Genomic DNA, 11,600 nt, shown 5'->3' with positions numbered 1-11,600 from the left:
CCCAGCCCGCCTCCACGCACCCGGCGGGCGGGCTCACAACTCCTGCCACTGGCTGGGGTGGGGGGCCAGGTATTCCGGCGGCGTAGCTCCGGCCTCAGCGGCAGGTGCGCTCAAAGCGAAATCGATGCTGAGGGAGCAGCGCAGATCGTCGGGGTCCTCGTTGGGCAGCACGGCGTGATCCAGGCAGCTGGGGAACAGCAGCAGCAGGCCGGCCTGGGGAGCCACATCCACCCAGGGAGCGGTCCAGGGCGAGGGGGCGAGGGGACCGCCGTGCCCCACGGCCATGCCCGGCACCAGCTCGTTGATCTGCCGCTTCGGCCACAGGCGCAGACAACCGCTGCGCCCGGTGCCATCGCCACTGAGGTAGTAGATGGCACTGAGATGGGCATTGGGGTGGTGGTGCCGGCCCACCACCTGCCCCGCCTCGCTGAGCACCGGCCAGCAGCGCTGAATGTGCAGGGCCGTCTTGGCGTGATCAAAGCCGAGCTGCTGCAGGTAGGCCTGCGCGTGACCAGCCAGAACGGCGATCAAGGGCGCAAAGACGCGATGGCGCTGCAGCTGCCACACGCCGTTGAGATCCCCCGTCCAGGCACAGCCGGGATCCGGATTCGAGCCAGCCTCACCTCTGAGGCTATTCATCGCCTGAATCTGAAGCGCCGTCTCGAGTGGATCGGGCAACAGCTGCACCCGTCCGAGCGCCACGGGGAACAGGGTCTCGATCGCCAGCCCGGCAGCGGCAGGCAACGGCTGGAGCATCGGCTCCTCCACAACGCACAGGAATTCCGCTCCAGCATCTCAGCCGCAGCAGCGCACAAAAATCCCCGACCTCCACGCGGTGGCGGGGAGTTCGGGGATGGAGCGCTGACGGCAGCGTGAAGAGGCTGTGCTCAGGCCATGGCCGCGGCGCCGCCCACCACTTCCAGGATCTCCTGGGTGATGGCCGCCTGACGCGCCTTGTTGTAGTCGAGGGTGAGGGTCTTGGCGAGCGCCTTGGCGTTGTCGCTGGCGTTGTTCATGGCCGTCATCCGGCTGGCGAGCTCGGAAGCAGCAGCCTCCTGGAGGGAGCGCAGCAACTGGTTTTCCAGATACAGCGGCAGTAGCGCATTGAGCAGCTGATCCGGGCTCTGATCGAACACGATGTCGGACGGCAGCTTGGGCTGCGGGTTGGCGGCCGTACCCACTTCCACACCCAGCTGACCATCCCGGGTGGTCAGACGGAAGATCTCGTCTTCAGGGATAGCAATGCCCTGGGGATCCAGGGGCAGCAGGGTCTGGATGACCGGCTTGGAGCTCACCAAGTTGATGAACTTGGTGAAGATGATCTCCACCCGGTCGGTGGTGCCGGCGAGAAACTCCGCCAGCACCTCGTTGGCGATGCCCATCGCCTCATTCGCCTTGGGAACCTGCTCGAGGCCCGTGAAGGTGGCCCGAATGGTGTATTGGCTGGCGCGATTCTGGAAATAGGTGATCGCCTTGCGGCCGATCAACACCAGATCCACGGCATAGCCCTGGCCCTTGAGCTCAGCAACGCGCTGCTCGGTGCGCTTGATGATGTTGGCGTTGTAGCCGCCGCACAAACCGCGATCGCCGGTCACCGCCATCAGGGTAATGGTGGCCACATCGCGCTGCTCCAGCAGGGGAGCATCGGCATCTTCAAAGCGCATGCGCGACTGGAGATTTTCCAGCACGCGAGCGAGGCGGTCGGCGAAGGGCCGGCTGCGCAGCACCTGCTCCTGGGCACGGCGCACCTTGGCGGCCGCCACCAGACGCATGGCCTCGGTGATCTTGCGGGTGTTCTTGACCGAACTGATCCGGTCGCGGATGTCCTTGAGGTTTGCCATCGGTACTCCCCCTCCCTAAACGGAGGCGAGCATGGTCGACTTCACCTCGTTGATCGCATCCTTAAGCATGGCCTCAGCTTCGTCGCTGAGCTGCTTCTCGGTCTGCACCCTGGAGATGTAGTCGGCCTTGTTGCTCTTGAGGTAGTCGCGCAGCTCGCGGCAGAACTGCACGACCGACTCCACGGGCACTTCATCGATCAAGCCCTTGACACCGGCATACACGACGGCGACCTGCTCGGCCAGGATCAGGGGGCTGAACTGGGGCTGCTTGAGGATCTCGCGCAGGCGCTTGCCACGCCCCAGCTGCTGCTGGGTGGCGGCGTCGAGGTCGGAGGCGAACTGGGAGAACGCGGCCAACTCGTCGAACTGGGCTAGTTCCAGCTTCAGGGTGCCGGCGATCTTCTTGATGGCCTTGGTCTGGGCGGCACCGCCCACCCGGCTCACCGAGATGCCCACGTTGATGGCGGGGCGCAGACCGGAGTTGAACAGGTCGGAGCTGAGGAACACCTGACCATCGGTGATCGAGATCACGTTGGTGGGGATGTAGGCCGACACGTCTCCGGCCTGGGTCTCGATGATTGGCAGGGCGGTCATCGAACCCTTGCCCATGGCATCGCTCAGCTTGGCGGCGCGCTCCAGCAGGCGGCTGTGGCAATAAAACACGTCGCCGGGGTAGGCCTCACGACCGGGGGGACGGCGCAGCAGCAGCGACATCTGGCGGTAGGCCTGGGCCTGCTTGGTGAGGTCGTCGTAGATCACCAGGGTGGCTTTGCCCTTGTACATGAACGACTCAGCCAGGGCTGCGCCGGTGTAAGGAGCGAGGTATTGCAGTGCGGCCGACTCGGAGGCACTGGCGGCCACCACGATGGTGTAGTCGAGGGCGCCTTTCTCGCGCAGCACTTCCACCACGTTGGCCACGGAAGCAGCCTTCTGGCCCACGGCCACATAGACGCAGACAACGTCTTCACCCTTCTGGTTGATGATCGTGTCGATCGCAATGGCGGTCTTGCCGGTCTGGCGGTCGCCGATGATCAGTTCGCGCTGGCCACGGCCGATGGGGATCATCGCGTCGATGGCGGTGATGCCCGTTTGCATGGGCTCGTGCACCGATTTGCGCTGGATGATCCCAGGCGCCATCGATTCGATCAGGCGGGTTTCGGTGGTGGCGATGTCGCCCTTGCCATCGATCGGCTGGCCGAGGGAATTCACCACCCGGCCGAGCATGGCGTCGCCCACGGGCACGGCGGCGATCTTGCCGGTGGCCTTGACGGTGCTGCCTTCCTGGATGCCGCGGCCTTCGCCCATCAGCACCACACCCACGTTGTCGTCCTCGAGGTTGAGGGCGATACCTTCGGTGCCGTCTTCAAACTGCACCAGCTCGCCGGCCATCACCTGCTGCAGGCCATACACGCGGGCGATGCCATCGCCGATCTGCAGCACGGTTCCGACGTTGCTGACCGAGACCGACTTGTCGTAGTCCTCAATCTGCTGCTTGAGGATGGCGCTGATCTCGTCGGGGCGGATGGAAACCATGGGAGGAAGTCCCCACAGGGGGAGCTGATGAAAGGGGAGGCGTTGAAGCGGAGAAGGGGTGACCGAAAGGCCGGAATTGGCAGCCGAGCTAGCTCACCTGGGCCAGCGCCAGCCCGAGGCGGCGCACCTGACCGGAAAGGCTGGCGTCGATCACCTGGGAACCCATGCTGACGATGAAGCCACCGATCAGGCTGGGGTCCACTGCGAGGTCGAATTCCACGGCCTTAGAACCGGCGATCGCCTGCACTTTTTGATTGAGCACAGCCTGTTGCTCTTCGGTGAGCACTGCGGCCGAGGTGACCTTGGCCAGGGTGATGTTGCGCAGCTCTCGGTAGAGCTCAAGGAAACGAGCCAGCACCGCATCGAGCATGGGCAGGCGCTGACGATCCGCCAGCAGCTTGAGCAGGTTCTGAAAAGATGGAGTCACCTGGTCGTTGAACAGGCTGGCCAGCGCGGCCTTCTTGGCCTCGGGCTCAAGCACTGGAGACGCGAGAGCTGCGCGCAGTTCAGGGCTGGAGTTGAGCACCGCCAACACACCCTTGGCCTGGTCAGCCACGGTGTCGGTTTCCTTGCGCGACTCAGCAACCTGCAGCAGGGCTTCGGCGTAGGGGGTGGCAATCGAGTTGAGGAGTGGCATCAGGCTTTCCCCAGGGTGGTGATGGACTGATCGATCAACCGCGCTTGCGCATCGGCATCGAGCTTCCCAGGGAGGGTGGCGAGCGCTTTGGCGATGGCGCGGTTGGCAGCCTCACGGCGCAGCTGGTCTGTAACCCGGGCCGCCTCAGAGCTGAGATCGGCCATGGCACCCTGCTTGAGGCGGGCCATCTCCTCAATGGTGCGCTTTTCACTCTCCAGGCGCAGCGCCTGGGCGCGGGCCTGACCATCCGTGCGGATCTGGTCAGCTTTCTGCTGAGCAGCCGCCAGGTCCTGCTGGGCCTGGGCCAGGGCCGTGGTGGCGGAGGCCAGACGCTCTTCAGCGTCCTGAAGGTCGCTCAGAATGGCGTTGCGACGGCGCTCCAGGATGCCGCCCAGGAAACCGGGCAGAAACTTCCAGAGGCCAAAAATGACGATCGCCAGGTTGATGATGTTGGTCTCAAACGGGTTGAGATTGAGACCAAAGCCGCCGTGACTGGCGAGCAAGGGTGGCAGCAGGTGGGTCATGAGGTGGCCAGCAAGCGGGACACGATCAGGTCACCGAGCTTGTCGGCATCCTTGTTGAGCTGGGTCATCGCCTGATCCCTCTGGGCATCGATCTCGCGGCGAGCCTGCTCCCGGGATGCATTGGCATCCGCTGTAGCGGCCGCCAGGGCATCGCGGTAGAGACGATCCATTTCCTGTTCCGCCTCCTGAATCAGCTTCTGGGACTGCTGACGCGCGTCCTTGAGCTGCTCCTTGAGGTCGGACTCCAGCCGTTCAACCTGAGCCAGCTTCTGCTTGGCGTCGGCGCGACTGGTGGAAATAAAGCTCTCGCGGTCCTCCACGGCCCGGCCAACGGGGCGGAAGAACAACGAATTCAGAATGAAGGTGAGGAGCACCACCTGCACCGCCATGAGCGGGAGTGTGGCGTCGAGGTCAAACAGACCTCCCTCCGGGACACCTGCTTCGGCGAGCAGAAGCCAGCTGGTCATTGGGGCGAGGGCGCTGGAACGATCGAGCGGGATGGGCGGTCGTGAGGCTGGGAGGGCAGGGGCTCAAGCCCCCACCTTCCGTCCACTCACGCAACGATCAACCGGCGAAGGGGTTGGCGAACAGCAGCACCAGGGCGACCACGAGGCCGTAGATGGTGAGAGCTTCCATGAAGGCCAAAGACAGCAGCAGGGTGCCGCGGATCTTGCCTTCGGCTTCGGGCTGACGTGCAATGCCTTCAACGGCGCCGCCAGCTGCGGTGCCCTGACCGATGCCGGGGCCGATGGCACCGAGGCCGACAGCCAGGCCAGCGGCCACAACAGACGCAGCGGAGGTGATGGAATCCATGGTGGAGTGGGGGATGGGAGGCGCCTTGACAGCGCGTAGTGGACCGGGATTGAAACCCTGCGCCTGGGACATCCCCGAAGGAATGGGCCCGGGGTGCATCCGGACCTGCGCGAGTGAGATTTAGCAGAGCGCCTGAGCAACCCTGCTGAGTGGAGGCACCTAGTGATGCTCCTCGTGCACCGCCTCACCGATGTAGTAGGCGGCAAGGGTGGCGAAGATCAGGGCCTGAATGGCGCTGGTGAACAGTCCCAAGAACATGGCCGGCAGGGGCACGATCAGGGGCACCAAGAACGCCAGCACCGCCACCACCAACTCGTCGGCCAGGATGTTGCCGAAGAGACGGAAGGAGAGGGAGAGAGGCTTGGTGAAATCCTCGACGATCTTGAACGGCAGCATGATCGGGGTGGGTTCCACGTAGTACTCGAAGTAACGCAGACCCTTGCGGCTCAAGCCGGCATAGAAATAGGCCAGCGACACGAGCAGCGCCAGCGCAATCGTGGTGTTGATGTCGGCGGTGGGAGCACCGAGCTCGCCGCTGGGAAGGTGGATCAGCTTCCAGGGCACCAAGGCTCCGCCCCAGTTGCTCACGAAGATGAACAGAAACAGGGTGCCGATGAAGGGCATCCAGTCGCGGTAGGCCTTCTCACCGATCTGCTCGCGCGAGAGGTCGCGGATGTAATCCCACACGAACTCGAGCAGATTTTGGGTGCCGCGGGGATCACGCTCCAACTTGCGGGTGCCGACCACCACCAGGGCCAAAAGGGCACCGATCACAACCCACGAGCTCAGGAATACCTGGCCATGGATCTTGAGGTTGCCGAGTTGCCAGTAGAGGTGTTGACCAACCTCCAGTTCAGCAAAGGGGAGAAGGAGAGGCATCGGAGCCAGCGAAGGGGAGTTCGGGGTCGCCGGAGCGACGGAACGGTGTGGGGATCAGGAGTCGAAGACGGCCTGAAGGATCACCGCCGGTTTGTAGAGCAGGAAGCCCAACAGGGCCGGCAGGGTGGAGAGCTGGGGGACCCTGGTGGAGACGAGCACCAGAGCGACCGGCACGAGCAGCTGGGCCCTGCTCAAGCGGCGGGAGTTTTCCCCCAGCCGGGTGACACTGCGGCTCAACAGCCACAGGTAGAGCAATCCAGCCAGGGCACCCACCAACAGGCTGAAGGCCGTGGCAAGGGAACCGACGAGGGCGGTGACGACCACTGCCGCTGCGGAGAGCAGCATGGTGGCCAGCAACAACCGCCGTTGGAGCCGGAAGTAATCGCCCATTCCATTGCTGGGATCAGCGCTGGTGCTGGGGTCGGCCGAGGCACGATCGTGCGCCGCAGGTGCCACCACCACAGGGATCGATACGGCGGTGGAGTCCACCATCTGCTCCAGGTCCACGCAGACGGAAGAGGCCGGCAGAGCGGCACTCCCGGAGTCGGGAACGGAGGAGCAGGGGAGGGAAACTGACAACCGCGTTCAACCCCTGAAAAGGCGCGTGGAATCTATCACGTGCGGGTCAAAGCACGGGCAGCAACACGCGCTGCTCCAGCAGCTGACGGGCCACCGCAAGCCGCTGAGCAAGGGGCCAATCCAGGGGCAGCTCGTCGATCGCCAGCTCTGGGGCGGCCTCCAGTGCCCGCATCAGGCTGAGGCCCTCCGCGCTGAGGCTGAGTGGCATCAGATCGGGGCCCATCAGACTGGTCGATGGCCAGCCCCAGAGGCAGCGGTTGACCTCAGCACGGGCGGCCAGGAGGGCAGCATCGGAACCCCAGTCCGGGAGGCAGACCGCACCCTGGCTCAGGAAAAACTCGAAGTGACTGATGTCGGGGTCGAGCTCCTCGACCAGAGTCCACTGATCGCGAGGGCTGAGGGCCTGGGCCCGCTCCAGCAGGTCACCCTGCAGCAGCCGCGCCGGATCCCACACCTCCGGGTTGGAGAACCCGACGAACTCGAGACCAGCTGCGGCCACGAACACCATCAGGCGGTCCAGGTTGTAACTGGTCTCCTGGGGGTGGAGGTACATGTCGGCGAAGTTGGCATCGGCCGTCGTATCGAGGGCCCAGCGCTGCTCGTGGTGGCGGCGCAGCCGATTGGTTTCGGGCAGCTCCGCCAGCAGTTGCCGGCCCAGGCGCAGGCCTTCATCGCCTGTTCCTGCACCCAGCAGCGCCAGGGCCCGCTGGGTGCGGTGAATTTCCCAGCGACCACCGTCGGCGTACAGAAAAAGATGGAGCAGGCCACCGGGCCGCAGCAGCCCCGCCAAGGCCCGCAGGCCGGCTTCCGGCTGGCGCAGATGGTGCAACACCCCCACCGAATTGATGTAGTCGAACGGACCCTCCCCGGCCAGGTCGAGCAGGCTGCGCTGCTCGATACGCAGCTCGCGCACCTGGGCTGCGGCCCCGGAGCGGCGGGTGCGCGAGCTCGCCACCTCAAGAGCGCCCGGACTGATGTCCACCGCCAGCACCGAGGAACCGGGATTCAGATGGCAGAGGTAGTCGGTGCTGACGCCGGTGCCGCAGCCGGCATCGAGGATCCGCCAGCTGCGCGGGCCGCTGCTGGGGCGGGACGGAAGGCCACCGAAGGCGGCGGCCCAGGCGCTGTCAACGCACCAGCGCCAGTTGTATCCCGGTGGAGGGCCGTCCTGAAGGGGATCGCCTGGGTAGGGGAAGCGGTCGTAGAAGGCGCTCACCACTGGCGTGGCGGCATCACTGGCGGGCACGGGGGCAGGCACAGGAATCGTGAACGGCAACCGGCCGAGCTTTTCATGCCTGCGCGCCCGATCCAAACAGCGGACCCCGACGCGGCTGCAAACATTTGTTCATGGCCCGACGAAGGCCCAGAGGGCCCGCCGTAATGTGGCCCAGCCCGGTTCGCTCTCGTCAATGACCGTGACCGCCAGCAGCGGCAGCACCAGGGTTTCCCCCCAGCGCTACGACACCCTGCCGCTCTCCAGCGTCCGTCAGGCGGAGCAACAGGACCGCTTCCCCGACGGCGGGGAACTCGACACTTTGGTGGCCTTCTTCCAGAGCGGTCAGCAGCGGCTGGAGGCCGCGCGCCGGATCTCGGAAAATGCCGACTTCATCGTGGCCAAGGCGGCCAACCGGATCTTTGCCGGCGGCACGCCGCTCTCCTATCTGGATGCGCCCCTAAGCATTTCCGCTAAAGCCAGCGGCAATGAAACGCCCCTCGCCGCCGACCAGGCCGCCTTCCAGCGCTCGGTGCAAACCTTCGCCCAGGGCACCGACAGCTCCGGCGGCAACCTGATCACCCGTCTGCTCGAGGGCGCCGGCGGCGATGCCGACGTGCGCGTGGTGCTGCCCACCGGCTTCAGCCCGATCGCGGTGGGCCGCTACGGCACCGACCGGATGCGCAAATCGCTGCGCGACATGGCCTGGTTCCTGCGCTACGTGGGCTATGCCCTGGTGGCTGGCGATCCCAGCATCCTGGCCGTCAACACCCGCGGCCTGCGCGACGTGCTCGAGAAGGCCTGCTCCCTGGCCGCCACCAATGTGGCGCTGCAGGAGATGCGCGCCGCCGCCGCCGGCCTCTGCAAGGACAATCCCCAGGCCCGCCAGCTGGTGATTCAGTACTTCAACGTGCTGATCGCCGAGCTGGAGGTGCCCACCCCCTCGACCCGCCAGCGCCTCGGCAGCCCTGAGAACCAGGGTCTGCAGCTGCCGGCCACCTACGCCCTCGCAGCCGATGGCAAGCAGCGCTTCATCATGCGGCCGCGCCTCAGTGGCGCTCAAAAGGCCGAGGTGATCCGCGCGGCCTATCGCCAGGTGTTTGAACGCGACATCGCCAAGGCCTACAGCCAGATGCCCTGCCCGGTGGAGGCCACCCAGGTGCGCCAGGGCCAGCTGTCGATGCGCGAGTTCATCCGCGCCCTCGGCCGTAGCAAGGAATACCGACAGCAATTCTTCGGCCGCTTCTCCAACAGCCGGGCCGTCGAGCTGGCCTTCCGCCACTTCCTCGGCCGGGGCATCAGCTCCCGCGAGGAGTTCACCCGCTACTTCGACATCGTCAGCGCCCAGGGGCTCAACGGCCTCGTGGATGCCCTGATCAACACCATCGAGTACGCCCGGGTGTTCGGGGAGGAAACCGTGCCCTACCTGCGGGATCTGGGTGAAGAAGCCCAGGAGAGCGCCGGCTGGGGGTCCAACCGCAAGCTGTTCCGCTTCAGCGCACCGTTTGAAGGCGCCCCCCAGTACGTCACCCTCTACGCCTCCTACCGCCAGCCCTTCCCCGACCAGCACGTCTACGGCGGCGGCAATGACCCGCTGGCCCTCAACTACGGCGCCATCTTCCCCTCTGGCACCGCTTCGGTGGCCACCCGCCCAGCGCCCTACGGCTACGACAGCCGTCGGATCCTGATCGGCAACGGCTTGGCCCAGCCGGGCCAGATGGACAGCGTCCAGTTCCGCAAGGCCATGCCTCGCCGCGTGGGCCCGAAGGTGGTGCGGCTGCAGCAGATCGCCACCGGCGGCAGTTCCGTGCCCCGCCGCGGCGGTCAGCCCAGCGTGCGCGGCACAGAGGCCAGCACCCAGGCGGTGATCAACGCGGTGTACGTGCAGATCCTCGGCACCGCTGGCTATGCCGGTGAACGCAACAAAGTCGAGGAAATCAAGCTCGAAAACGGCGACATCAGCCTGCGCGAATTCGTGCGTCAGGTGGCCCGCTCCACCGCCTTCCGGCGCCGCTACTGGAGTGGCCTCTACATCACCAAAGCGATCGAGGTGATGCACCGCCGCATCCTGGGCCGCCCCAGCTTCGGGCGTTGGGAAATCGACGCCTACTTCGACACCGCCGCCCGCTCGGGCTTCTACGGCGTCGTCGACAAGATGCTGAACAGCCGGGAATACAACGATTGCTTCGGCGAGGACACCGTTCCTTATGAGCGGTTCATCACCGCCGGCGATCGCAATGCCCGCCAAGTGCCAGCCCTCAACCGGCCCTTCAATGCGGCGGCCTATGCCGACATCACCCCGGGCAAACGCCCTGATGTGGCCGCTCCCCAGACCCTGCGCACCACCACTGACACGGTGTCGCGCAACCTGGCCGATCGCCCCCGCGTGGTGATGGGTGGATGGAGCGCCCAGATCGCCGGTGGGGAAACGATGGCAGCCCAGGCAACGGCCATTCCCACGGGCCCCGGCAGCATTCGCCAAGCACCAGCCCCGACCCGGCGCTGGAACCAAGCCCCAGCCACCACAACAGGGTTCTGGACCTCAACGCCCGGCGGCAGCCCACCCTCCACCCCCAGCACGCGGACCCCGATCAGCGGCAATTGGCGGGCCTCCGTGGGCAGCGGCCAGACCAGCGGACTCGCCAGCCAACCTGGCGCCGCGATGGCCAAGGCGATTCAACCGGGCCGCCCCCAGGGCTTCAGCCGTCGCCAGAGCGTTGGCAGGCCCGTGCAGGTGGGCCGCACCAGCAGCGAAACCCAAGTTCAGGAGGCCCTGGAGAGCGTCTACAAGCAACTGCTCAACCGGGTTCCATTTGCCGCCGAGCGGCTGGGCGATGCGGAATCCCAATTCCGCAACCAGCAGCTCACCGTGGCCGAACTGGTCACCCAGATCGCTGGCAGCGACCTCTTCCAACAGCGCCTCAACCGCATGGCGCTGCTTCGGGCAGCGTCAGCCGCCTACCTCGCCTTGCTCGGACGGGCCGCCCAGCCCCAGGAAGTGAGTGCATTCCTGGCCACACGAGCCAGCCTAGGCCAACAGGCGGCCGTCGATGCCCTGCTGAGCAGTGAAGAATATGGCCAAGCCTTTGGCCAGGACACCGTTCCCTATCTGCGCGGCCTGGCAACTGCCGATGGCATCCCCCTCAGCACGGTGAACCGCACCGCAGAGCTGTATGGGGGCAACGCCGGCCTCACCCCTCGGCCGAAAGCCCCCATCTGAATCGACAGGCAGGGGCCAACGGGGCCACTAACGAACCTTCCCACCTCCCGAATTTGCTTCGGGGGGGGGGGTTTTTCATCTTCAGAAACATCAATTGCCACAACTTTTGATTCACACCGTGAAACAAGTGCGCCAATCAGCGCCACTGAATAATGAACAATTGCTGCGGTCGGTCGCTATGAACAACATCGACCAAAACCATTGCAGCCCAAGGGATCTTCGAGTCAAAAGCGCCGTGAAGAACTGTTACCGCTGCCAAGGGCTGTGCGGGGGCTTAGCGCAGAATGATTCGACGATCGGCGCGAGTCGATCCTTCCCTTACCCACCGGATATCGGTCTCCGTCAAGGCGGCCGCTTGTTT

The 11,600-nt window shown here is 65.4% G+C and carries 11 protein-coding genes; 1 reads left to right on the top strand and 10 read right to left on the bottom strand.

Going from position 1 to position 11,600, the window contains the following annotated elements:
- Positions 1 to 33: 33 nt before the first annotated feature.
- From KBY70_RS11010 to KBY70_RS10965, 10 genes are all read right to left on the bottom strand, one after another.
- Positions 34 to 756 carry a TIGR02466 family protein gene (locus tag KBY70_RS11010; protein ID WP_254988525.1) on the bottom strand — a complete coding sequence of 241 codons (723 nt, stop codon included), beginning with the start codon at positions 754 to 756 and terminating at the stop codon, positions 34 to 36.
- A gap of 131 nt (positions 757 to 887) precedes the next feature.
- Entirely contained in the window at positions 888 to 1,841 is a 954-nt protein-coding gene (locus KBY70_RS11005) for a F0F1 ATP synthase subunit gamma (protein WP_094561351.1), read from the bottom strand.
- 15 nt (positions 1,842 to 1,856) lie between these two features.
- Positions 1,857 to 3,374, bottom strand: a complete 1,518-nt coding sequence (gene atpA / locus KBY70_RS11000; RefSeq protein ID WP_254988524.1) for a F0F1 ATP synthase subunit alpha — start codon at positions 3,372 to 3,374, stop codon at positions 1,857 to 1,859.
- Between the two features lie 88 nt (positions 3,375 to 3,462).
- The gene (gene atpH / locus KBY70_RS10995; RefSeq protein WP_094561353.1) at positions 3,463 to 4,011 is read right to left on the bottom strand and encodes an ATP synthase F1 subunit delta; all 549 of its coding nucleotides are present in this window, start codon (positions 4,009 to 4,011) and stop codon (positions 3,463 to 3,465) included.
- Positions 4,011 to 4,535, bottom strand: a complete 525-nt coding sequence (locus tag KBY70_RS10990; RefSeq protein ID WP_094561354.1) for a F0F1 ATP synthase subunit B — start codon at positions 4,533 to 4,535, stop codon at positions 4,011 to 4,013. The genes atpH and KBY70_RS10990 overlap by 1 nt, the downstream gene beginning before the upstream one ends.
- Positions 4,532 to 5,002: a F0F1 ATP synthase subunit B' gene (locus KBY70_RS10985; protein WP_094561355.1), complete on the bottom strand. Its 471-nt coding sequence runs from the start codon at positions 5,000 to 5,002 to the stop codon at positions 4,532 to 4,534. Before KBY70_RS10985 ends, KBY70_RS10990 begins: the two co-directional genes overlap by 4 nt.
- A gap of 97 nt (positions 5,003 to 5,099) precedes the next feature.
- The gene (atpE, locus tag KBY70_RS10980; RefSeq protein WP_010315318.1) at positions 5,100 to 5,348 is read right to left on the bottom strand and encodes an ATP synthase F0 subunit C; all 249 of its coding nucleotides are present in this window, start codon (positions 5,346 to 5,348) and stop codon (positions 5,100 to 5,102) included.
- A 159-nt stretch (positions 5,349 to 5,507) separates the two neighbouring features.
- Positions 5,508 to 6,227: a F0F1 ATP synthase subunit A gene (gene atpB, locus KBY70_RS10975; RefSeq protein WP_094561356.1), complete on the bottom strand. Its 720-nt coding sequence runs from the start codon at positions 6,225 to 6,227 to the stop codon at positions 5,508 to 5,510.
- Positions 6,228 to 6,281: 54 nt separating this feature from the next.
- Positions 6,282 to 6,719, bottom strand: a complete 438-nt coding sequence (locus KBY70_RS10970) for an ATP synthase (RefSeq protein WP_254988523.1) — start codon at positions 6,717 to 6,719, stop codon at positions 6,282 to 6,284.
- Positions 6,720 to 6,852: 133 nt separating this feature from the next.
- On the bottom strand, positions 6,853 to 8,052 hold the full coding sequence (locus KBY70_RS10965; protein ID WP_254988522.1) for a class I SAM-dependent methyltransferase: 1,200 nt from the start codon (positions 8,050 to 8,052) through the stop codon (positions 6,853 to 6,855).
- A gap of 163 nt (positions 8,053 to 8,215) precedes the next feature.
- Between KBY70_RS10965 and KBY70_RS10960 the strand changes: the two genes are divergently transcribed.
- On the top strand, positions 8,216 to 11,239 hold the full coding sequence (locus KBY70_RS10960; RefSeq protein ID WP_254988521.1) for a phycobilisome rod-core linker polypeptide: 3,024 nt from the start codon (positions 8,216 to 8,218) through the stop codon (positions 11,237 to 11,239).
- Positions 11,240 to 11,600 lie beyond the last annotated feature (361 nt).

This window comes from Cyanobium sp. ATX 6E8 (genome assembly GCF_024346335.1).
In the GTDB taxonomy this organism is placed as follows: domain Bacteria; phylum Cyanobacteriota; class Cyanobacteriia; order PCC-6307; family Cyanobiaceae; genus Cyanobium_A.
The sequence above is the reverse complement of the archived record's forward strand: the minus strand, read 5'-3'. Positions and strand labels throughout refer to the sequence as shown.